This window comes from Mesorhizobium sp. M0518 (genome assembly GCF_040321125.1).
In the GTDB taxonomy this organism is placed as follows: domain Bacteria; phylum Pseudomonadota; class Alphaproteobacteria; order Rhizobiales; family Rhizobiaceae; genus Mesorhizobium.
Map to the genome: position 1 here is coordinate 1 of NZ_JAMYQY010000025.1, position 23,310 is coordinate 23,310.

The 23,310-nt window shown below is 63.1% G+C and carries 19 protein-coding genes; 11 read left to right on the top strand and 8 right to left on the bottom strand.

Going from position 1 to position 23,310, the window contains the following annotated elements; genetic code table 11:
- Positions 1 to 99: 99 nt before the first annotated feature.
- From NKI66_RS27735 to NKI66_RS27770, 8 genes are all read right to left on the bottom strand, one after another.
- On the bottom strand, positions 100 to 1,200 hold the full coding sequence (locus NKI66_RS27735) for a histone deacetylase-like amidohydrolase (RefSeq protein WP_352753669.1): 1,101 nt from the start codon (positions 1,198 to 1,200) through the stop codon (positions 100 to 102).
- 10 nt (positions 1,201 to 1,210) lie between these two features.
- Entirely contained in the window at positions 1,211 to 2,794 is a 1,584-nt protein-coding gene (locus tag NKI66_RS27740; protein WP_128302562.1) for a GMC family oxidoreductase, read from the bottom strand.
- Positions 2,795 to 2,804: 10 nt separating this feature from the next.
- Positions 2,805 to 3,872, bottom strand: a complete 1,068-nt coding sequence (locus NKI66_RS27745) for a branched-chain amino acid ABC transporter permease (RefSeq protein ID WP_352753671.1) — start codon at positions 3,870 to 3,872, stop codon at positions 2,805 to 2,807.
- Positions 3,873 to 3,898: 26 nt separating this feature from the next.
- Positions 3,899 to 4,786: a branched-chain amino acid ABC transporter permease gene (locus NKI66_RS27750; protein ID WP_023809005.1), complete on the bottom strand. Its 888-nt coding sequence runs from the start codon at positions 4,784 to 4,786 to the stop codon at positions 3,899 to 3,901.
- A 4-nt stretch (positions 4,787 to 4,790) separates the two neighbouring features.
- The gene (locus NKI66_RS27755; protein WP_127294286.1) at positions 4,791 to 5,519 is read right to left on the bottom strand and encodes an ABC transporter ATP-binding protein; all 729 of its coding nucleotides are present in this window, start codon (positions 5,517 to 5,519) and stop codon (positions 4,791 to 4,793) included.
- Positions 5,516 to 6,340: an ABC transporter ATP-binding protein gene (locus tag NKI66_RS27760; RefSeq protein ID WP_352753672.1), complete on the bottom strand. Its 825-nt coding sequence runs from the start codon at positions 6,338 to 6,340 to the stop codon at positions 5,516 to 5,518. Before NKI66_RS27760 ends, NKI66_RS27755 begins: the two co-directional genes overlap by 4 nt.
- 70 nt (positions 6,341 to 6,410) lie before the next feature.
- Complete coding sequence (locus tag NKI66_RS27765; protein WP_352753674.1) at positions 6,411 to 7,709, bottom strand: ABC transporter substrate-binding protein; 1,299 nt, start codon at positions 7,707 to 7,709, stop codon at positions 6,411 to 6,413.
- A gap of 55 nt (positions 7,710 to 7,764) precedes the next feature.
- On the bottom strand, positions 7,765 to 9,198 hold the full coding sequence (locus NKI66_RS27770) for an amidase (protein ID WP_352753676.1): 1,434 nt from the start codon (positions 9,196 to 9,198) through the stop codon (positions 7,765 to 7,767).
- A 131-nt stretch (positions 9,199 to 9,329) separates the two neighbouring features.
- Between NKI66_RS27770 and NKI66_RS27775 the strand changes: the two genes are divergently transcribed.
- The 11 genes from NKI66_RS27775 to NKI66_RS27825 all read left to right on the top strand — a co-directional run bounded on the left by NKI66_RS27775 (position 9,330) and on the right by NKI66_RS27825 (position 23,260).
- On the top strand, positions 9,330 to 10,298 hold the full coding sequence (locus tag NKI66_RS27775) for a LysR family transcriptional regulator (RefSeq protein ID WP_352753678.1): 969 nt from the start codon (positions 9,330 to 9,332) through the stop codon (positions 10,296 to 10,298).
- Between the two features lie 419 nt (positions 10,299 to 10,717).
- Positions 10,718 to 11,695, top strand: coding sequence for a cytochrome c oxidase subunit II (coxB, locus tag NKI66_RS27780; protein ID WP_352753680.1), 978 nt, complete (start codon positions 10,718 to 10,720; stop codon positions 11,693 to 11,695).
- On the top strand, positions 11,692 to 14,220 hold the full coding sequence (gene ctaD, locus NKI66_RS27785; RefSeq protein ID WP_128302556.1) for a cytochrome c oxidase subunit I: 2,529 nt from the start codon (positions 11,692 to 11,694) through the stop codon (positions 14,218 to 14,220). The genes coxB and ctaD overlap by 4 nt, the downstream gene beginning before the upstream one ends.
- Before the next feature lie 7 nt (positions 14,221 to 14,227).
- A complete protein-coding gene (locus tag NKI66_RS27790; protein WP_127294296.1) occupies positions 14,228 to 14,602 on the top strand; it encodes a hypothetical protein in 375 nt (124 codons plus the stop codon).
- Complete coding sequence (locus tag NKI66_RS27795; RefSeq protein ID WP_352753683.1) at positions 14,599 to 15,219, top strand: cytochrome c oxidase assembly protein; 621 nt, start codon at positions 14,599 to 14,601, stop codon at positions 15,217 to 15,219. Before NKI66_RS27790 ends, NKI66_RS27795 begins: the two co-directional genes overlap by 4 nt.
- Positions 15,219 to 16,301 carry a c-type cytochrome gene (locus NKI66_RS27800; RefSeq protein ID WP_352753685.1) on the top strand — a complete coding sequence of 361 codons (1,083 nt, stop codon included), beginning with the start codon at positions 15,219 to 15,221 and terminating at the stop codon, positions 16,299 to 16,301. Before NKI66_RS27795 ends, NKI66_RS27800 begins: the two co-directional genes overlap by 1 nt.
- A 37-nt stretch (positions 16,302 to 16,338) precedes the next feature.
- Entirely contained in the window at positions 16,339 to 17,673 is a 1,335-nt protein-coding gene (locus NKI66_RS27805; RefSeq protein ID WP_023808994.1) for a PQQ-dependent sugar dehydrogenase, read from the top strand.
- A gap of 81 nt (positions 17,674 to 17,754) precedes the next feature.
- The gene (locus tag NKI66_RS27810; protein ID WP_352722989.1) at positions 17,755 to 17,943 is read left to right on the top strand and encodes a hypothetical protein; all 189 of its coding nucleotides are present in this window, start codon (positions 17,755 to 17,757) and stop codon (positions 17,941 to 17,943) included.
- A 233-nt stretch (positions 17,944 to 18,176) separates the two neighbouring features.
- Positions 18,177 to 19,157, top strand: coding sequence for an AraC-like ligand-binding domain-containing protein (locus tag NKI66_RS27815; protein WP_023808993.1), 981 nt, complete (start codon positions 18,177 to 18,179; stop codon positions 19,155 to 19,157).
- A 104-nt stretch (positions 19,158 to 19,261) separates the two neighbouring features.
- Positions 19,262 to 21,289, top strand: a complete 2,028-nt coding sequence (locus NKI66_RS27820) for a hydantoinase/oxoprolinase family protein (RefSeq protein ID WP_023808992.1) — start codon at positions 19,262 to 19,264, stop codon at positions 21,287 to 21,289.
- Positions 21,290 to 21,292: 3 nt separating this feature from the next.
- A complete protein-coding gene (locus tag NKI66_RS27825) occupies positions 21,293 to 23,260 on the top strand; it encodes a hydantoinase B/oxoprolinase family protein (RefSeq protein WP_023808991.1) in 1,968 nt (655 codons plus the stop codon).
- Positions 23,261 to 23,310 lie beyond the last annotated feature (50 nt).

Consider the following 23,310-nt stretch of genomic DNA (forward strand, 5'->3'; position numbering starts at 1 on the left):
GCTCGCGTCATCAGATGCTGGCCTCCAATCCAGCCAGCATCTTGAATCACAAACATCCGGCTTTGGGAATCCTACGATTCTCTCAAAATAGGAATCGCTCTAGGCGATGCCGCCCAAAAGTTCCTCCGCTTTGGAAACAGCGGCCGCCTGATGTGGCTGCAAGGGTTGGCCGGCATAGCTTTCGAAGACCGGCAGGAACGGGTCGTCGATATGCGTCCTGATGCCGGACAGCTGCTCCATCACCGCCAGCCCGCAATAGGGAACGTAGGAGGCCGAATAGCCGCCCTCATGCGACATCATCAGGCGCCCGCCGCAGAGGTCGTCCGCCGCCTGCATCAACATCCGCGTCATGTCGCGGTAGCTGCCGCTATGCAGCATCATGCGCCCCAGCGGATCGGCCGCCGAGGCGTCGAAGCCCGACGGCACGACGATGAGATCAGGCTTGTAGCGATTGAGCGCCGGTAGCACGACGCGTTCGAAGACGGACATGTAAGCGCCGTGGCCGCAGCCGGCCGGCAGCGGTACATTGATGTTGTAGCCTTCTCCCTTGCCCTCGCCGCGTTCCTTGTGAAGACCGCTGTCATCCGGATAAAGCCCGTCCTGATGGATCGAGATGGTCAGCACCGACGGGTCCGAATAGAAGGCGGACTGGGTGCCGTTGCCGTGATGAACATCCCAGTCGACGCTGGCGACCCGCTCGAAGCCATGTTTGGCCCGGTTCTTCAGGATAGCGACCGGAACGTTGCCGAACAGGCAAAAGCCCATGCCTTGCCCGCGCTCGGCATGATGGCCGGGCGGTCGTACCAGCGCATAGCCATTGTCGACATCGCCGCTCAACACCGCATCCATCACCGCTGCCGTGCCGCCGGCGGCCAGACAGGCGATTTCGTAGCTGCCATGGCCGAAGGGGGTGAGATAGCTCGCATCGCCGCCGCGCCCGTCACTGAGCAGCTTGATACGGCTGATGTAGTCGCGGTCGTGAAACAGGGCGAGGTCGTCCTCGCTCACCGCGACGGAGGCGATCTTGGACAATTTTTCGGTCAGGCCCGAAACCTCCATCAGATTGCGGAATCTGCGTTTCGTGTCGGCATTCTCCGCATGCTCGCCGGGCTCGATGGTCAGGCTCGGCTGAAAGAACTGCGCGGCATTGCCGGTCTCGTGCCAGAGATAGAGTTCGTGGAAATTCCAGCCTGTCGTCATGTTTTGTTTCCTAGCCCGCCAGGATCATTGACGCGGCGCGTTCGGCGATCATGATCGTCGGCGCGTTGGTGTTGCCCGACACCATTTTCGGAAAGACCGAGGCATCGGCGATGCAAAGCCCGTCCAGCCCATGAACCTTCATCGACGTGGGATCGACGACGGCCATCGCATCTGAACCCATGCGGCAGGTGCTGGTCGGGTGATAGAGCGTCGTGCAGTGGCCGCGTATATAGTCGGCGATCTCGGCGTCGCTCTCGCATTCGGCGCTCGGCGTGATTTCGCCGACGAGCATTTCGGCAAGCGGCGACTGCGCCGCGATGCGCCGGCTGATGCGGATGCCTTCGACCAGCGTGGCAATGTCCGAGCCATCCTCGTCGCTGATGAAGTAACGTGGGTCGATCGCCGGATATTCGATTGGATTGGCCGAGCGCAGGCGAATCTCGCCGCGGCTGTCTGGCCGCTGCAGCGTGGTGTGCAGCGTGATGCCGGGCCTGGACGAAAGGAACCGAACATAGTCGCGATGCGGGCTGATGGCGCCGTAAAGCTGCAGGTCCGGCTCGATGTCGGGCCGGCTCTTGACGAAGCCGCCCGCCGCCACCCAGGGTGAGGAACGCGGACCGCTGCGCGATGTCTGCCATTCCGCGAAGTCGCGCTGCAGCGTCTCGTTGGTCCAGGCGCCGACGCCGATCTTGTCCTTGGTATAGAAGGTGATCGGAATGTTGATGTGGTCCTGCAGATCCTTGCCCACGCCCGGGAGGTCGTGCACGGGAGCAACGCCGACCTGGGCGAGTTCGTCGGCCGGCCCGATGCCCGAAAGCAGCATCAGCTGGCAACTGCCGATCGAGCCCGAGGACAGCACCACCTCTGTGTCGGCGAAAGCGGTCTCCGGCACGCCGTTTGCCAGATAGCGGATACCCCTGACCCGGCCCTTCTCCACGATAAGGCCCGTCGCCAGCACGCCGGTTTTCACGGTGAGGTTGGGTCGTTCCCGCGCCGGGCGCAGATAGGCCTTGCCGGTGCCCCAGCGTTCGCCGTTCTTGATGGTGAACTGGAACAGGCCGACACCTTCCTGCTCGACGCCGTTGAAATCGCGATTGTGCTTGTAGCCGGCGGCCTTGCAGGCCTCGATCCAGGCAAGCTCGTTGGCATCGACATGCGCGACATTGCCGATATGCAGCGGCCCGTTGGCGCCGTGCAGCGGGTCGTTGCCGAGTTCGGCATTGCTTTCGCAGGCCTTGAACACGGGTAGCACGTCTTCCCAGGCCCAGCCGGGGCAGCCCATGGCGGCCCAGCCATCGTAATCGGACGGCAGGCCGCGAATATAGATCATGGCATTCAGTGCGCCGGAACCGCCGATCATCTTGCCGCGCGGCCAGAACACCCGCCTGCCGCGGCAACCGGCCTGTGGCTCGGTGTAATAGCCCCAATCGACGGCTGTGTTGAACATGGTCGGCCAGTCCGAGGGCACGTCCGAGGCGAGCGGCGCCTCGCGTCCTGCCTCCAGTAGCAACACCTTGCGGGCAGGATCGGCGCTGAGCCGGTTTGCCAGCACGCAGCCGGCCGAGCCGGCGCCCACTATGATCGTATCGAACATCGTCAGTCTCTCACTTTCCAGCAGGGGTCGGACTTTGCACAATGCTGCTTGCTGCCGGCTTGCTGTCGGGGCTGGTGCGACGGCGTCCGAGCCAGTCGATGAGATCGCCAAAACGGCCGACCAGCCCCTTCGGCATCAACACCACCGACAGGGCGATGATCAGGCCGAGCCCGAGCGTGCGGAACTCGCCGCTCTCTCGCATCAATTCGTCAGCCAGCACCAGCACCACCGTCCCGACCAGCGGTCCCCAGAACGTGCCGACGCCGCCGACCACGACGATGGCGATGATGAACATAAGTTGCGACATCGACAGCACACCGGGGCCGATCGCCTGGAAATGCGCGGCATAGAAACCGCCGGCCAGCCCGGTGAAGAAGGCGGAGATGCCGAACACCAGAAGCTGCGCCTGGAAGCGGTTGACGCCGCGGGCCACCGCATAGCCCGGATTGTCCTTCAGCGCCCGGAAGGCAAGGCCGATCGGGCTTTTGACGATCGCGTAGGTGAAGACCATGGTGAGCGCGAACAGCACCGCGATGATGGCGTAATTGCCGACCAGCCACTGCGCCCGGAGCAAGGCCCTGGTGCCGAGGTCGCCGAAGCGGGCAAAGCCGACGGCGCCGCCGGTGAACTGGCGGCAGACGGAGCCGACCATGACGAAACATTCGGTGTCGGTGACGATCAGCAGATACATCGTCTGGGCGATCGCCAGCGTCAGCAGCGCCACATAGACGCCGGTCAGGCGAAGGCAGGCGAGGCCGACGACCAGCGAGAACAGCACGGCGCCCAGCGCGCCAGGCACAAGTGCTGCCCAGACGTTCCAGCCGAAATAGAAACAGAGCATCGCCGTCGCATAGCCGCCGAAGGCGAAGATCGCCATTTGCGCCAGCGAGAAGATGCCCGAGAAGCCGAACAGGAGGTTCCACTGCGAGGCGATCGTCGCATAGAACAGCGCCAGCACGATCTGGCCAAGGATGTAGCGGCTGTCGACCAGGAACGGCAGCGCGATCGCCGCCGCGATCAGCATCAGGCTGATGGCAAGATCAGTCCTGGCCGAGCGGGACATGGAGGAACGGGACATGGGACGTGTCTCTGTCATGATGCCCCTCACATGCGCCGGATTTCGGCGTGGCCGAAAAGGCCGGACGGCCGCCAGATCAGCACGGCAATGACGACGAACAGCAGCGATGGAAAGCCCCACCTGGCGCCCAAGGCGTACTGAACGAAGGATTCGAGCAACGCCAGCCCAAGTGCTGCTGCGATGGCGCCCGGCAGATTGCCGAGACCGGCGACCACGCACATGATGAAGGCCTTCAGCATCGGGTCGTTGCCGAGTGGCGGCGACAATTGCGTCATCGACGAGACCATGACGCCGCAGATGCCGGCGAGCGCGCCCGACAGCATCAGCACCTGCAGGTAGACGCGGTTGACGGCGACGCCCATGAGCTGCGCCGCGTCGCGGTTCTGCGCCGTCGCCCGGATCGCACGGCCCATCCGCGTGCGGCCGAGCGCCGCCGAGACGACCACCATCATGACGACCACCACCGCGATGATCAGAAGGTTCTGCCAGGGCAGCGTCAGCGGTCCCAGGCGTAAGGCACCGGCGATCGAAACCGGCTGCTTCAGCGGCTGCCCGCCATAGGTCAGGAGGATTGCATTCTCGAGGGCGATGCCGATGCCGACCGTGGCGATCATGACGTTGGCTTCGAATGTCGATTTGTCGTTCTGCAGGAGATTGCGAACGATCGCGAAATAGAGGATGGCCCCGGCCAAAGCACCCGCGACGATGGCACCGGCGAAACCGATCGCGACCGGCAGGCCGAGTGAGGTGATCACCGTGAAGGCGACGTAGCCGCCAAGCGTCAGCATCGCCGCATGGGCCATGTTGAGCATGCCCATCGAACCCCAGACCAGCGACAGCCCGACCGTCGCCAGCGCATAGAGCGCGCCCGAGGTGAAGCCGGCGACGAGAATGGCCATGAGAACGTCGGTCATGGCGTCAGCCTCCGAGATAGGTTGCGAGGAGTTCGTCGCGCGCCATCAGTTCGGCGGGCTTGCCTGACCAGACGATGGCGCCGTCGTCGAGCAGATGCAGGCGGTCGGCGAGGTCCTCGACCCGGGCCGGGTTCTCCTCCACCAGCAGGATCGTGCGCCCAGCCTTGCTCAGTTGCGAAATGACGTCGTAGACCTGATCGATGATCAGTGGCGCGAGGCCAAGCGACGGCTCGTCGATCAAAAGGATGCGCCCGCCCATCATCAGGCCGCGGCCTATGCCGACCATGCGCCGTTCGCCGCCCGACAGGCTCGAGGCGATCTGGTTGCGACGGTCGGCAAGCTTCGGCAGAAGCGCGTAGACCTCGTCCAGCCGACGCGCGATCTCGGCCTTGTCCGGCGCGAGATAGCCGCCCATCAAAAGGTTTTCGAGCACGCTCATCTGCGCGAACAGCATATCGCCCTGCGGCACGTGGGCGACGCCCAGCATCGCCGTCTCATGCGGCTTGCCGGACAGGCGCCGGCCGTCGATGCTGATCTGACCGCCGCGCAGCGGCACCAGGCCGGAAATGGTCTTGAGCAATGTCGACTTGCCATGGCCGTTCGGGCCGACGACGGTGATGAATTCACCGGCATGAACGGTCAGCGAAATGCCCTTGAGCACGTCGAGTCCGTCATAGCCGCAGACGATGCCGTCGAGTTGCAGGACAGGTGGTTTTGCGGCTGCGCCCGTCATGGCGTTCCCCCCACCGCCGGATTCGTCGTGGCGGCTTGCTCATCGAAGAATTTCTTCAGCCGTTTCTGCGTGCCCTGGCCGAGATAGGTTTCGACAACGGTCTGGTCCTCGGCGACCTTGTCCGGCCGCCCTTCGAATATCACCTTGCCATGGTGCATGATGATCACGCGGCTGGAGAGCGCCAGGAGAAAGCGCATGACGTGCTCGATCAGGACGATGGTCAGTCCCTGGTCGCGCAGTTTCAGCACCATCGCCATGATCTGGTCGATCTCGGCGACGTTGAGCCCGCCCACCGGCTCGTCGAGGAAGAGCATTTTCGGCCGGGTGGCGATGGCGCCGGCAATCATCAGCAGCTTGCGGTCGAGCACTGGCAGCCGCGCCACGGTCTCGTCGGCCTTGGCCGCAAGCCCGACGAAGTCCAGCGCTTCGATCGTTGCCTGCCGGACATCCTCGCCGAGGCGGAAGCCGGCCAGCCTTCGCCGCTGCCGGCCGAAATACGCGGCGATCTCGATGTTTTCGCGAACGGTCAAGCTGTCGAAGGCGGCATTGAGCTGGAAGGTGCGGGCGATGCCGAGTTGGCAGATGCGGTCGGCCGGAAGCGCCGAAATGTCGGTGTCGCCGAAATGCACCCGGCCGCCACTGGCCGGCGTGATTCCGGTCACCACGTCGAAGAAGGTTGTCTTGCCGGCGCCGTTTGGCCCACCAATGCCAACGATCTCGCCCGCATTGACCACCATCGACACGCCGTCGACGGCGGCCAGCGAGCCGAACCGTTTGACCACACTGTCACAAACCAGCATCGGACCGGCGGCCTCAGTCATATTTCTCACCCAATGGAGCCGGTCGGGCAAAGGGCCCGGCCGGTGTCGTTGGTTTCATTTCCGCGTCCGGTCACTTGATCCATGGCGGCAGGATGAAGCTGTCCGTGGCATAGAGCGCCGGCGCGATCAGCTTCGGATCGGTCTTGTAATCCTGATGCTGCAGGAACTGGTGCGGCATGCCAAGCGACGGATCGGCCACCTGCGTCGGATAGCAGAAGGCCGATTGGCCGGCCGGATCGGCCCGGTAGGTGCCGTTGACCCCGCGATAGACCAGGCGCTTCATCGCATTGGCCACCTTGGTGGTCTGCGCCTTGTCCATCGGTTCGCCTGGACCACCGGCGATTGCCGCGGCAAGCGCCCACATCCACAGGCCGTCATAGGTCTGCGATCCCGTGATGTAGGCCGAGTTCGGGCCGAATTTGGCCCGGTAGCTCTCGCGGAACGGCTTGGAGAAGTCGTCCGGCAGGCAGCCGATCACCGTCGAATAGACGACGCCGTTGACCGCCTCGCCGCCGATCTCGCGGAAAGCCGGCAGCGATGGTCCGTACTGCATGTAGATCAGGCTGTTGATCGGCTCGGCGAGGAACTGGACCATGAACTGCGCCAGGTCCTGCGGCAGGAAGTGCGTGACCAGGATCGCCGCCGGCGGGTCCTGGCGGAGTTTCGCCAGCGTTGGTCCCCACTGGTTGGTCGGGAACGGAACGGTCTCGAACAGGCTGACCTCGAAGCCGTATTCGGCGGCCTTGTCGCGGATCGCGTTGGCGATGACGATCGAATATTCGTTGGCAGACGGGATGATGGCGATCTTCTTGTTGGGCGCCTTCCATTTGCTGTCCGCGGCAAGCGTCTTGAGGAAGTTCAGGCAGCCCGGTCCATACCAGAACTCCGGCGGATCGCCCTGGAAGGAGCTGTAATAGCGGGCAGGGTCGGTCTTGAACTTCTCATTGTGCGAAATCAGCGTGTTGTAGTGCATCATGATGACGTCGTTGTCGGCGGCGACGTCCATCTCGATCATGTTGGTGCCGAGATTATAGCCATTGATGATGACCGGTGCCTCGAAGCGGTCGATCAGGCGCTGCATCGACTGGCTGACGAGGTCGGCGCCCATTTCCTTGGTGTCTTCGATGTGGATCTCGACAGGCCGGCCGAGAATGCCGCCCGCCGCATTGATCTCCTCGGCGGCAAGTTCGAGACCGTTCTTGAACTCGATGCCGTCGGCGGCGGCGATGCCGGACATCGGCAGGGCCGAGCCGACCGGAATGGGCTTGGTGTCCTGGGCGATCGCCGCAGTGTTCATATCGGCAAGAAGCGCGGCACCGGCCGCACCCGTGCCGACCACGCCCTGCAGCATTGCACGTCTGTTCATCATGGCAAAGTTCCCCTTTTTTGGCGTTGGTTAGAGTCTTTTCTTCATGCGAAATCTTTCACACCAGATCTTTCTGGCGAAACGCGTGGGTCATGGGCACGAAAGCGGCTTCCAGGTCGACTGCCGCCGAAAGCACGCGGGCATCGTCGCCGCGCGCGCCGATGATCTGGAAGCCGACGGGCAGGCCCGCCTCGGTCATGCCGCAAGGGATGACGCAGGCCGGTTGCTGGCTGAGATTGATCGGGTAGCTGAACGCCGCCCATTCGATCCATCGCGAGAGGCCGCTGCCCAGAGGCACTTCAAGGCCAACGTCGAAGGCTGGAATCGATGTCCCCGGCGAAACGATGAAATCATAGTCGTCTAGCAGCCGGTCCATGGCGGCGCCGAATTCGGCGCGCTCCAACTGTGCGGCGACGAGCGTATGGACGTCGAACGCCGCCCCAGCCTGCGCGATCTCCAGGAAGCCCGGATCGATGCCCGCCCGTTCGCTCGGCGGAACCAGCGCCAGCCGCGCCGCGGCGCCGGTGAACCAGTGATGCTGGAACAGATCGAGGAGATCGCCACCGGGAAGGTCAATCGGCTCGACCGTCGCGCCGAAGGCGTCGAAACACGCCAAGGCGTGGGAGACGACGGCGGCGATCCCGGGATCCAGCGCTCCTGAAGGCGGCTTCGACCAGTAGCCGATCCGGGCGCCCCGCAAAACTTCTTCGATCCGACCAAGCGGCGCCAGCGTTCCCACGCCTTGCTGCCAGTCGCTGATATCGCGGCCGGACATGGCGCCGGCCATGACGGAAAGATCGAGTGCTGTCCGCGCCATCGGTCCGATATGGGCGACGGTTCCGAACGCGCTGGACGGATAGGCGGGCACGCGGCCGAAGGTCGGCTTCAATCCGGCGATGCCGGTGAACGAGGCCGGAATGCGGATCGAGCCGCCGCCATCGGTGCCGAGATGGAAGACGCCGGCGCCGGTGGCGGCGGCCACCGCCGCTCCGCCGGAGGAACCGCCGGGAGTCTTTTGCGCATTCCAGGGATTGCGCGTGATGCCGCAGAGGCCGCTGTCGGTAATCGCCTTCCAGCCGAATTCGGGCGTCGTCGTCTGCCCGATGAAGACCGCACCCGCTCTGCGCAGCAGGGCAACGGCGGGGGCATCCTTGTCATAGGCGGCGGAAGTCGTCGTCCTGCTGCCGTAACGCACGCTCCAGCCCTCGACCCAGACGATGTCCTTCAGCGTCGTCGGTATGCCGTCGGCCGCCGACAGCGGCTCGCCTGCCCGCCATCGTTTCTCGGAAGCACCTGCGGCCTCGATCGCACCCTTGCGGTCGATCATGGTGAAGGCGTTGAAAAGCGGATTGATCGCTTCGGCGCGATCCAGCGCCGCCAGCGTCACCTCGACGGGCGACAGCGATTCAGCGCGGTAGGCGGCGCTAAGCTCCGCAGCAGCCAGGCGGCATAGATCATCGGCGTCGGCAATGGGAGACAGCCCATTCGGCATGCAGTTCGAACCCCTCACTTCATGGCCGCTCTTCCGGCAGCCTTGTCAGCCCGGGCAATCTGGCGGGTTTTTTCATCACCATAAAATGTATTGTTGTGGGGAATATTCGCTATTTAATGTAACAAAGAGCCATGAATCTGACCATTCGGCAGTTGCGCTATGTCTGCGAAGTCGCCCGCCTGGGCAGCGTGCTGGCGGCCTCCAGATCGCTCTACATCTCGCAATCCTCCATCCTCGCGGCGATCACTCTGGCCGAGGCCGGGATGGGGGCGCGCATTTTCGACAGGCGGCCGGCGCGCGGCGTCTCCATCACGCCGGCCGGCCAACGCTTCGTCGCCGCCGCCCGCATCATGCTGGCGGCGGAAACGGAGTTCAACCGGTCGATCGGAGACCTCAACGGGCGCGTGCCGAAGGTCCTGCGCATCGGCTGCTTTGAGCCGTTCGGCGCGCTGTTCATGCCGGAGATGCTGCGCAGCTACCTCGACAACGTCGGCGATGTCGAGATCGACCTTGTCGAGGCCGACCAGGTCCAGTTGCAGGAACGGCTTGTCGCCGGCCAGATCGATCTGGCCATTCTCTACGACATCGGTCCAATCGGTATCGACAGCGTCACCCGCATCTGCAAGGTACCGGCGCATGCCGTGCTCAATGCAGACGATCCCCTTGCCGCGCGCGACGGCATCTGGCTGGCGGAACTGGCGGCACGGCCGCTGGTGCTGCTCGACCTGCCGCACACGGCGACCTATCTCCTGACCCTGTTCGACGTGCTGGCGAAACGGCCGGAGGTGCGCTTTCGCACGCGCTCTTATGAAACGGTGCGCTCGGCCGTCGCATCCGGCTTCGGCATGGCCGTCCTCAACATGCGGCCGATCGGTCGCGCCACCGCCGATGGCGAGGAGATCGTTCGAAGACCAATCCTCGATGAACTGCCGCCACCGACGCTGATCGTCGCCGACATGTACGGTTCGGCAAAGCCACTCTTCGTGCGTGTCTTCATCGACATGTTCCATCGCTTTTTCAGCGCGGTGGGCCCTTCGGGCTTTTCGGTGACGACGCCGGAGCGCGAACCTTTTCTAATGGTCGCCAGGGAGGATGGCTGAGCCGCCCCCTTGGCGTTGCGGACATTTACAGGACTGGCGTTGCAACCGCGCCGGAGGTGCGGGTTCCTGATCGAGGTGTTCGAGATCGACGGGCGGCCCGGCGACAACTCTTCGGTGCGCGCCCACGTTTTCACCCGCACCAATGCTCAGTCGCCTGCTCGCAGGTTGGAGCGGAGACGGCACTTTTCGAGACGGCTTGGGCACGCCGTCGAACGCCGCAAAGTGCAAGAAATCGCCTACCGGCGCGACAAATGACGAAACCGGCGCGTAGATTGCATGAGCACTGGCCATTGCCGCTAAACTGAAGTTTTGGCGCAACCACTCGGTTGCGGGCGCGTTTGTGAGCAAGGGCATCGATTGGAGGGATAGATTCGTCAACAGTTCCAAGCACAAGCGCCCGGATTACGAAACTCGCTGCGGTGCGCTGGCTCGCGCTGTGGTTATGCTTGGGAACCTGTTCCAGCTGCTCGGGAGCCCAGTCGGCGCTTGATCCGGCCGGAGAGGAAGCGCGCCAGATCGCTGACCTTTTCTGGCTCATGGCCATTGCTGGCGGTTTTATCTGGCTGACGGTCATCGGTCTTCTGGTCCACGCGACACGTCATGAGCGCACTCCCATAGACGAGCGTATTGCAAGCCGGCTGATTTTCTGGGGCGGGGCAGCCATTCCTTCGCTACTCCTCTTTCTCTTGCTAGGCTATGCGCTTTGGTTGATGCCTGGACTGAGACCTTTCGCACGAGCCGGCGAAGCCAATGGTCTCAGGATCGAAGTGACTGGTGAGCAATTCTGGTGGCGGGTCGCCTACCACCTGGCTGACGGCGGAGTTCCTATTCTTTCCGCCAACGAGATCAGGCTGCCGGTTGGCGAGCGCGTCGAGTTCTTGCTGAAAAGCACCGACGTCATCCATTCCTTCTGGATTCCCGCGCTCGGTGGCAAGATGGACATGATCCCGGGTCGCGTGAATCGGCTCTCGTTGCTGGCGACCAAACCTGGCACCTACCGCGGCCCTTGCGCGGAATATTGCGGGACCTCGCACGCGCTGATGACCTTCACGGCCGTCGCCATGCAGCCCGCTGCCTTCCGGGAATGGCTGGCTGTGCGGGCGAACCCTTCGCCCGGCGCATCCTTGCCCGGACGCGACATATTCCTTCGCAACGGCTGCGGCGCGTGCCACCGCGTTGCGGGCACACAAGCTGAGGGTGGTGTCGGCCCGGATCTCTCGCATATGGGTTCGCGGGGAACGATTGGTGCCGGCGTTTTGCCCGCCGACGATGAGGCCGTTCGTAGCTTCATCGCCCATCCGCATTTGATCAAGCCGGGTTCGAAGATGCCCGACTTCAACATGTTGCCCCAACAGGACATCGCCGAAATCGCCTCCTGGCTGAAGGGACTCGAATGACAACCCTCAAAGCCCGCATCAAGCGAAACGCCTTGCCCTCCGCAGAGAAGATCGAGGAAGAACAGCTGCGCCTCGTCTGGAAGACGCCGATCGGCTGGCGTTACTGGACTTCGGTCAACAATACGCAGGTTGGCCTCTGGTACGGGGGTGCGGCCTTTGCCTTCATGCTGTTTGGCGGCGTTCTGGCGCTTCTTGTGCGCACGCAGCTCGCGGTTCCGGGAAACAATTTCCTCTCTGCCGACTTCTATAACCAGGCCTTTACGCTGCACGGCACCGTGATGATGTTCCTGTTTGCCGTGCCCATCTTCGAGGCTGTCGCGATCTTTCTGCTGCCGCCGATGCTCGGTGCGCGTGAACTGCCATTTCCCCGTCTCGGAGCCTTCGGCTTCTGGAGCTTTCTGATCGGCGGTGTCTTCGTTTGCGGTTCGATCTTCTTCGACGCCGCTCCCTCTTCAGGCTGGTTCATGTATCCGCCTCTTGCCACTGACAAGGCATATTCCGGCATTGGTGCCGACATCTGGCTGCTGGGCCTCTCCTTTATCGAAGTCGCCTCCATTGCTGCGGCGGTCGAACTGATCGTCGGCATCATGAAGTGCCGCGCGCCGGGCATGCGCATCAACCTAATGCCACTGTTCGCCTGGTACCTGCTGATCGTCGCGGGCATGATCCTATTCGCTTTTCCGCCGCTGATCGCCGGCGACATCTTGTTTGAGATGCAGCGCATGTTCGACTGGCCGTTCTTCGACCCGACGCGGGGCGGCGACCCACTGCTGTGGCAGCACCTGTTCTGGATCTTCGGGCACCCCGAGGTCTACATCATCTTCTTGCCCGCCATCGCGCTGATGGCGATGATCGTGCCAACCTTTTCGCAACGTCCGATCGTCGGCTATTCCTGGATCGTGCTTGCCGCTGTCGGCACCGGCTTCCTATCGTTCGGCCTCTGGGTCCACCACATGTTCGCGACCGGCCTGCCGCAGATCTCGCTGGCATTCTTCTCGGCCGCCTCGGAAGCGGTCGCGATTCCAACCGGCGTGCAGATCTTCGTCTTCATCGCCACCATGCTGGCCGGACGTGTCATCTTCTCGGTGCCGATGCTGTTTGGCGCTGGCGGGCTCGCTATCTTCGTCATCGGCGGGCTGACCGGCGTGATGGTCGCGCTCGTGCCGTTCGACTGGCAGGCGCACGATACCTATTTTATCGTCGCACATCTGCATTACGTGCTGATCGGTGGAATGCTGTTCCCGCTGGTCGCCGGCGTTTACTATTACTATCCGCTGATCAATGCGCGGATGCTCTCGCCCCGTCTCGGGCGCACCGCCTTCTGGCTGATGTTTGCCGGCTTCAACGTCGCCTTCTTTCCGATGCATCTCAGCGGCCTGCGCGGGATGCCGCGCCGCGTCTTCACCTACCCCGAGGGGATCGGTTGGGACTGGCTGAATCTCATCTCCACGATCGGCGCCTATGTTTTCGCGGCAGGGGTGCTGGTGGTTGTCTTCGATGTTGTACGGCCGAAGCATCGCGAACCTCGCAGCGAGCAGAATCCGTGGAAGGCGGGCACGCTCGAATGGCTGAACGAGCCCGAGGAGAACTGGGGCGTTCGATCCATTCCGATCATCGAGAGCCGGTATCCGCTTTGGGACCAGGCGGATCTGATGCAAAAGGTCAATGAGGGCGCCTATTATCTTCGCAGTGCCAAGGAGAATCGCCGCGAGACGCTCATCACCTCGGTGCTCGACGCCCATCCGCTGCAGTGCCAGCGCGTGGCGACATCAACCACGATCACAATAATCTCGGCCGCATTGCTCGGCGGCGTCTTCGTCGCGCTCACCTTCGAACTCTGGATCCTTGCCCTATTGTCGGGCATCGGCACGCTCTCTGCCATTTTGTGGTGGCTCTGGACCGGCACCGGCGAAACCCCGGAAAAGAAGACCAAGGATGTCGGCCTTGGACTGCGCTTGCCGCTCTATGCCTCCGGCCCGGATTCTGTTGGCTGGTGGGCGATGTTCATTACGATGGTTGGCGACGGAACTGCCTTCGCCAGCCTCATCTTCGGCTATTTCTTCTACTGGACCATCCATCCCGACTTCACTCTGGGGCAGCCGGGTCCCGGTATGCGGTGGCCGATGATCGCGCTCTCTCTCTTCGTCGCCGCATGGGTCGCGATGCTTGGTGCGCGCCGACTGAACGCAAGCGGGTGGATCGACGGCGCACGCGTTGCGCTTGTTGCCGCGTTTCTGCTGACGCTTGCTGCCTCTGCAGCCGGTTTTGCCGGACCCTGGCAGCATGACATGCAGCCGACCGCGCATGTCTATCCGGCGATCGTCTGGATTCTCGTCATCTGGGCGCTTGCTCATGCCGCGGTCGGATCCGTCATGCAGCTCTATTGCCTTGCGCGCAGCCTCGCCGGTCGCCTGACGCGGGAGCACGACATGGAACTGCACAACGTCGCGCTCTACTGGCATTTTATGGCGATCACCGCTGTCATCACCTTCGCCGTCATCGGTCTTTTCCCTGAAGCGATGTGAGACGGTGATGCGCATCATTCCCAAAGAGGTCGAAACGCTCTGGACGCTCTTCACCGCGCCCGTGATCTGGGCCGGACATTTCCTCGCCTGTTACGCACTGGCCGCAATCTGGTGTGCAAAGCGCGGTGACCTCGGTTTCGCTGTCGTCCAGGCTGGCATAGTGGCTATGACGCTGGCGGCACTCGCGATGATCGTCTTGTCCGGGTGGCTCGCCTGGAGGCAGTGGGGCTTCGGCACGAACGATCCGCCGCACGACGATCCCACAGCGACGGACCGCAACCTCTTCCAGGGGTTTGCCACGCTGCTGCTTTGCGGCCTGAGCTTCGTCGCCGTGCTCTACGTGGCGCTGCCGCTGCTCTTCATCGACGGATGCTCCTCATGAGGACGGCAAGCCTGTTGCTGGGCTTCGTCACCGTCGCGCTGGTCTGGGCGGGACCGCTGCTCGATGCGTGGCGTGGCTCGTTCGCGGCCCACATGCTTGCCCACATGGGCGTCGTCGCGATCGCGGCGCCGCTGATCGCGATCGGTATTGCCAGGACGATACGCTCCGTGGCCACCGCCGCTCCCCTTATCGCCTCTCTCGTCGAACTGATTGTCGTCTGGGGCTGGCATGCGCCGGCTGCGCGCCAGTGGGCCGAGACATCGACCATCGCCACCATGATCGAGCAGGTGTCCTTCCTTGGCGCCGGACTGTTCCTGTGGCTGACGTGCGTGGCGCCGCGCAATTCCGATGCGCCGGCTAGGGACGCTGCCGGCGCCTTCGCGTTGCTCCTGACCTCCATCCACATGACGTTGCTTGGCGCGCTGCTCTCGCTCGCCTCGCGACCGCTCTATGGCCTCGGCGATGTGACGTGCTTCGGCCTCGTGCTCGGGGCGGGACAGGACCAGGCGCTCGGCGGCATCATCATGTTGATGATCGGCGCTGCCGCTTACCTCGCTGGAGGCGTCTTCCTGCTTGCCAGGCTCCTAGGCGGCAAAACCGAGAGGCTGGCCGGCTGATGCACGTCAACTGGAAACACTTGGCGATAGGCCTGGCGATTTTGCCGGTCGCCGTGCTTTTCGCGACCTGGATCGGCTTCTTCAACGTTGGCGCCTCGACCGGCCACTGGAAGGTGACCGAGTGGTTCCTCCACTTCGCCATGCGCTCGGCCGTACGGACATACGCACTCACGGTCAAGGTGCCGGACGAGCTGCCGCGCTACGCTATTCAGCCGGCTGCCGGCCATTTCGCGCGCGGCTGCGCCATCTGCCACGGCGCGCCCGGGGAACCGCGCTCGCCCGCCGTCCTTGCGATGCTGCCGCAGCCGCCGGACCTTGTCGGCAAGGTCGGCGAATGGACGGACGCCGAACTCTTCCGCATCGTCCAGCACGGCGTGCGCTTCACCGGCATGCCGGCCTGGCCGACGCAGCAGCGCGACGATGAAGTCTGGGCGATGGTCGCCTTCCTGCGCGAACTGCCGATGATGGACGAGGCGCGGTGGCGCGACCTTGCTTATGGCAGTAGCGAACCGTCGACTGGCCAAACACAAGGCCTCGAGCGCGCACTCGCCGACTGTACCCGCTGCCACGGCACGGATGGGCTCGGCCGGAGCCCCGCAACGCCCGTCTTGGCCTCTCAGCGCGAAACCTATCTTCTTGAAAGTTTGAGAGCCTACGCTGCCGGCCACCGCCAGAGCGGTGTCATGGGAATTTCTGTCACCGCTGTCGACCCTGCACTCCTCGCCGATCTCGCGCGGCATTTTTCCGCGCTGCCTGCGCCTGCAACGTCGACGCAACCGGACCGTGCCCGGATCGCGCGTGCCGATGAGATCGCGCGACGCGGCATCCCGGAGCGCGACGTTCCGGCATGCCTGGGTTGCCACGGTCGTCCGGACCGCAACCCCATCTATCCGGAACTGTCCGGACAGCCCGCCAAATACATTGCGACCCAGCTCGAGCTTTTCCGCGAGGAAAAGCGCGGCGGCACGCGCTTCGCCCATCTGATGCGCAACGCTGCTAAAAACCTCTCGGACGAAGATATTGCCGCACTGGCCGCCTATTTCGCGCAAATGTCGCGTGCCGCCGCAACCGGAACGCCCTGATGGCGTTACGTCACTGTCCCAATCTCGGGAATATCTGATGCGAAAAATTCTCGGCGTTTTACTCGTCATTGTCGCCTTCGTCGTAATCGCGGGGGCGAGCTTGTTCTTCTTCTCGCGCGAACAGGCCACCGTTCCGATCGAGCAGACCTACGGTCCAAACCCGACGCTCGCCGAACCCAATCCGACCTGGATACCCACGGTCCACGTTGCCGAGGCGACCCCTTGGCCCCAAGGCAAGATGCCGGTCGCCGCCCAAGGCTTCGCCGTCAACGAATTCGCTGGCGGCCTCGACCATCCGCGCTGGCTGCACGTGCTGCCCAATGGCGACGTGCTGGTCGCCGAAAGCAACGCGCCGCCAAAACCTGACGAAGGTTTTTCCATACGTGGCTGGTTCATGAACCTGTTCCAGAGCCGGGCTGGCGCCGAGGTGCGGAGCGCCAACCGTATCTCGCTGTTACGCGACGAGAACGGCGATGGCGTGGCTGAGACCAGGACAGCCCTCCTCAGCAGCCTCTTCTCGCCCTTCGGCATGACGCTGCTCGACGGCAAGCTCTATGTCGCCAATGCCGACGCGGTCGTCGCTTTCCCCTATCGCGACGGCACCACCGAGATCACTGCTCCGTCCGAGAAGATCGTCGACCTTCCGGCCGGCCGCAATCACCATTGGACCAAGGACGTCATTGCCAGTCCGGACGGAATGAAGCTCTATGCCACCGTGGGCTCCAACTCCAATGTCGGCGAAAACGGCATGGAGGAGGAAGAAGGCCGCGCCGCCGTGCACGAAATCGACCTCGCAACGCGGCAGACGCGGCTCTTTGCGTCGGGTCTGCGCAACCCGAACGGCCTCTCCTGGAACCCTGAAAGCGGGGAACTCTGGGCGGTCGTCAACGAGCGGGACGAGATCGGCAGCGACCTCGTTCCCGACTACATGACATCGGTCAGGGATGGCGCCTTCTACGGCTGGCCCCACAGCTATTTCGGCCAACACATCGATGTCAGGGCGCAGCCACCGCGTCCGGACCTCGTCGGCAAGGCGATCGTGCCCGACTACGCACTCGGGGCGCACACCGGGTCGCTTGGGCTCACCTTCAACACCGCCGACCTGTTCGGCCCGCACATGAAGAATGGCGCCTTTGTCGGCCAGCATGGTTCATGGAATCGCATGCCGCGAAGCGGCTACAAGGTGATCTTCGTGCCGTTTGCCGACGGCAAGCCGTCGGGGCCGCCACAGGACGTGCTCACCGGATTTCTGAGCAACGATGACAAGGCATTCGGCCGTCCGGTTGGCGTCGCCATCGACCGAACTGGCGCATTGCTGATCGCGGATGATGTGGGCAACAAGATTTGGCGGGTTATCCCGGCGGCCGACTAGGCCGGCGCGTTGCTTCGGCGCGTGGAAGGGTTGGGCTCATGGGCCAAAACGACCGAGGAGCCGAGCGGATCGTCACCATTTTTGGCGAAACAGGGTTTCTCGGGGGACGATCGAGATGCCGATGGCGCTCGGTCTGGTTGGCGGCGCCACCAGACGCGTCCGCTGGCCCACATCGCGCTCGAGATCCTCGGGGTGATGGCCGAGGCGGCGGTGACTGTCGGCCTGGCACAGAACATGGCGGCGATTCCGGCGCTGGCCAACTTATCCTGAATGAGGGTGCGAAAAGAATGCATGGCTCCAAGTTAGCTGCGGTTTGCGCGCCCAAGGCTGGTTTGATCAACTGCACACCAGGACCGTGACGATAATTGAAACCGTCGAGAGCTCCGGCCCTTGGGCCAAACGGCCACATAAGTTTATTCGTTTTTGACCAATACGCGTCGGCGGATTCCTGTAATCTTCAGAAAAACACCGGGCTAACCGGGGCCAATCAGAAAGGTCGGGGAATGAAATACGTCGTCGATACGATCGGCGGTCCCACAGGCGGTGATGCCTGGCAAGCCGCTGTTACCGAAGCCTATTTTCCGCTCGACACCGAGTATCGGAACCGTCGTGAATTTTCAGGCACGCTGGAAACCTTCTCGCTTGGGCTCGTCAGCGTGTCTAAAATGCGCTGCGATGCCGTAAGCTATCGCCGCCATCGCCGCCACTTCCTCAACGAACGTGACGCCAGCCTGCTCATCACCATCCCGGAGATGTCGGAGGTGAATTTCTCGCAAGGGTCGAGGACCGTCAATTGCGGTCCGGGGGGCTTCCTCGTTGAGAGGGGAGATGCGCCTTACGAATTCTGGCACGGTAAGCCAAACGCGCTGTGGGTCCTGAAGGTGCCGTCGTCGAGCGTTCGGGCGCGGATCGGGTCTGCCGAACGGCTCAGTGCGCTCAGTTTCGACGCAACCCAAGGCGTCGCCGCGCTCTTCCTTGACACGGTGCGAACCACGATCGGCCATGTCGATGAGATCACTGAAGTCGCTCGTGAGATGATGGGCAGGCACATCCTGGAAATGCTGTGCCTGTCGATCGTGAGCGACGATCGCGTGCTGGACAGCAGCATCTCGTCGATCCGGGCCGGCCATTTGCATCGTGCCGAGCAGTATATTCGCGACAATCTGAAGAATTCCGGCCTCGGCCCGCAGGCGGTGGCCGATGCCTGCGGGATTTCCCTGCGTTACCTGCAGGTTCTTTTTCAGGACAGCAACCAGTCGATCAACGGCTTCATCCGCGACGCCCGGCTTGAACTTTGCTCCGAGGAACTGATGTCGGTGACCAACATCAGCAGCGTTGCCGAGATTGCTTACCGCTGGGGCTTTGCCGACCAGTCTCAATTCTGCAAGCACTACCGGACGCGGTTCGGTTGCGCACCGACTGATACCCGTCGCGAAGCAGCGAACCGGGCAGGCCGCGCTTCGACCTCAAGAGAGCGGCACTAGACCCGGCGAAATCCGGGCCAATTCCCATAATCTATTGCGACGCCGCCCCGGCAAGGGCGGCGAAAGCCGGGCCTTGCCCGCAAATATCCCGCGAAGGAACTGTCATGAGCAGAATAAGAGTTGCCGTCGATGTCGGAGGGACTTTCACCGACATTTGCATCATGGACGAAGATAGCGGCGCGATCCGCATCGAGAAGACCGCCTCCACGCCTGACGATCCCATGCAGGCGATCATGAATGGCGTGGAGCAGGGCCGCATCGATCTTTCGGAGGTGACGCTGTTCTCTCATGGTACGACGGTCGCCACCAATGCGCTGATCACCCGCCGCCTGCCACGCACCGCAATGGTCTGCACCGAGGGTTTCCGTGATGTTGTCGAGATCCGCCGCGCCAACAAGGAAGACCTCTGGGACACCTACAAGGATGTCGCCAAGCCCTATATCCCGCGCCGCGACCGGCTGACGGTCCGGGAACGGGTCAGTGCCGAGGGCACGATCCTGGAAGCACTGGACGAAGAGGCCGCTCACCGCGTCGCGGAAATTCTCGTGAAACGGCAGGTCAAGTCCATCGCCGTCTGCTTCATGAACTCCTATGTCAACGGCGCCAATGAGCGCCGCATGCGTGAGATTCTGAAGGAGGCCATGCCGGATCTGCCGGTTTCGATCTCCTCGGAGGTGATGCCGGAAATCTTCGAGCACGAGCGTTTTTCCACCACCATGGCCAACGCCGTCTGCGCCCCGGTCGTCGTCGACTACGTGTCGCGTCTCGGAGAAAAGCTTGCCGCGGCCGGATACAAGCGAGATCTCCTGTTGCTGCACAGCGGTGGCGGGGTCATGACACCCGCAAGCGTCAGGGATTTCTCAGCCCGGCTCGCAGGATCGGGCATCGCCGCCGGTGCGATCGCAAGCCGCTTCATCGGAAATCTCTGTGGCTTCCAGAACTCGATCGGCTTCGACATGGGCGGCACCAGCACCGACGTCTCGCTCGCATGGAACGGGGAGTCGCGCATCACAAAAGACTGGTACATCGAATTCGGATATCCGATCCGCTTCCCCTCCATCGAGGTGCTGACCATCGGCGCGGGCGGCGGTTCGTTGGCATGGCAGGACGAGGGCGGCAGCTTGCGCAACGGACCGCAGTCCGCCGGCGCCTTTCCGGGCCCGGCCTGTTACAAGAATGGCAACCGCACCGCCACCAACACTGATGCCAATGTCGTGCTCGGTCGTCTCGGCACCAGCCTTGCGGGCGGCAAGATCACGCTCGACCCCGCTCTGGCCGCCCAGGCGGTTCAGGAGACGGTGGCGGAACCCTTCGGCATGGAACTCCACCAGGCGGCTGAGGCGATCATCGCCGTCGCCAACGCCAATATGGGCAATGCCGTCCGGCTTCTCTCCATCAGCCGGGGCTATGACCCACGAGACTTTGCGCTCGTCGCATTCGGCGGTGCAGGCGCTTTGCACGGAGCGGCCGTGGCGAAGGAGCTTTCGATTCCAACCGTGATCGTGCCGCCCAATCCTGGCGTCACCTCCGCGCTCGGTTGCCTTCTCGTCGACGTGCAGCATGATTTCTCCGAAAGCTTCATGGCCGATGCTTCGACGGTCTCGCCCGCCGAGATGCAGACGGCCTTTGTTCTGATGGAAGAACAGGCGGTTGAGCGCCTGACCCATGAGGGCGTGGCGCGCGAAGACATGGCGCTGCAGCGTACGGTCGAGATGATGTACCAGGGCCAGTGGCGCTCGCTCGCGGTGTCAGCCCCGGCGCGGATCGAGAGCATCTGCTCGCTGATAGAGGCATTCCACAACGAGCACGAACGCGAGTTCAACTACCGCCGCGAAGAGGCGCCGGTGTCGATCTTCCGCATCGCGGTCAAGGCGATCGGCATCGTACCGAAAGCCGAGATGCCGCGGCATGAAGTCTTGCCGCACAAGCCACAGCCGGTCGGCCGCCGCGGCGTCTGGTTCGACGGCGTATCTCATGATGCGGCTGTCTATGAACGCGACCAACTCAGCGCCGGCGCTGCCTTTGCGGGACCCGCCATCGTCGAACAGTTCGATTCCACCACCGTGGTTCCGCCGGGAATGAGCGCCACCGTCGACGACTTCCTGAACATTCTCATCGTGACGAAAGGCTGAGACATGACAAAGCTGATTGAAACGAGCCCTGGCCTCGATCCGGTAACGTTCGAGGTGCTGAAAAACTCCTTCATCACCACCGTCGACCAGATGGCCGAACAGATGCTTCGCACCTGCTATTCCTTCGTCATCTACAACCGAGACTTTTCGAACGCCCTGCACGACGCCGATGGCAACTCCGTTGCCCAGGGCAACTACGACATCGCGGTCCATGTCGGCACACTGCACAACACATGCAAGGAGGTGATCCGGGTCTTCGAAGGCGATATGGCACCCGGTGACGTCTACGCAATCAACGATCCCTATGCCGGCGGTACGCATTTCAGCGATGTTCGGCTCGTCCGACCGATCTTCGATGAAGACAAACTGATCGGCTTCTCCCAGTCGAACGGACACTGGTCGGATCTCGGCGGCTCGGTGCCGGGTTCCTTCGACGTCACCGCCCGCGACATGTTTCGCGAAGGCCTGCGGATCACGCCGTTGCGCCTTTTCCAGCGCGGCCGCTTCTGCTCCGACGTCGCCAACATGATCGCGGCCAACACGCGCGATCCCGCGTCGATCATTGGCGACATCCATTCCCAGGCGCAGGCGACGCAGGCCGCCGAGCGCGAACTGTTGCGGCTGGTCAAGAAGTACGGACGCGGCCAGGTCATGCGCGGGATGGAGGAGGTTCAGGACTACGTCGAACGTGCCGTGCGAAAGCGTCTCGCGGAGCTGCCCGACGGCACTTGGGAGACGGTCGACTACATCGACCGGGATCTCGGTGCCGGCGAAGGCATGATCCCGATCCGCATCAAGATGACGATCAAGGGCGACACGATCCACTACGACTTTACGGGAAGCCATTCGACCATTGCCTCGATGTACAATTCCGCCCCGGGCGCGACCTTCTCGGCCGTGGTCGCCGGCATGAAAACCTTCTTTCCGGACCTCCCGCTCAACAGCGGATTTTACCGGATGATCGAGGTGACTGCGCCAAAGAACAGCATCGTCAGTGCGGAATGGCCGGTGGCGGTGACCGGGTTCCTGATGCCGTTCGAAAAGATCATGAACGCGATCTTCGAGATGTGGTCGAAGATCATGCCCGAACGCGCTATCGCCTGCGCCTTCAACCTCGAATATCTGCTGGCCGGGGGACGGGACGCGCGCAAACCCGAAAAGCCGATCTTCATGTTCTACGAATGGCTGCCGGGCGGTTGGGGCGGGCGCAACGGCAAGGATGGTGCCGATGTCACCACCGCCTGCTTCGGAACCGGGTTGATGTCGCAACCGAACGAAGGCAACGAACGGGTGAATCCGACTCGGACGGTCGAGTTCCAGATCAAGCAGGATTCAGCCGGGCCTGGCAAATGGCGGGGCGGCGTCGGCGTGCAGAAGACCTCCTTGCTGCTTGAGGCTGAAAATGCCGTCATGTCCTATATTTGCGACCGCGAGCGCGCTGTCGTCTGGGGTGTCGAAGGAGGCCTGCCGTCGATGCCCCACGGCTTGACCATGAAGCGCGCCGGAGAAGAGACCGAGATCTGGCTCGGCTCCGTATTCTCCGATTACTCCGTCCACACAGGCGACCAGTTCGCTCGTCCGACGGCCGGCGGCGGCGGTTTCGGCGATCCACTGCAGCGCGAGCCCCGCAAGGTGATGGAGGACGTGATCGACGACTACGTGTCTCTGGAGCGCGCCAAGACTGACTACGGCGTGGTGATCCGCGAAATCGACCGCGACCTGTGCCAGTACGAAATCGACGGGACGGCAACCGAAGCCTGCCGTGCCGACATCCGGGCGAAACGGAAGGACTGGGCACGCATGGATCCTGAGGAGGTCGCGCGCAAATATCGCTCCGGCGAGATCGATACGCTCGATGCGGTTCGGCACTATGCCGTGATCCTCGACTGGGAGACTGGCGAACTCCTCCCCAAAACCACCGCCCAGTTCCGTGAGAGCTTTGAGAAACGCACGGTCGCTCACTGGGCCTGAGCGCCAAAGAGCACGCCGCAGAGTTATCTGTTTTTTCGATACGCTACTCA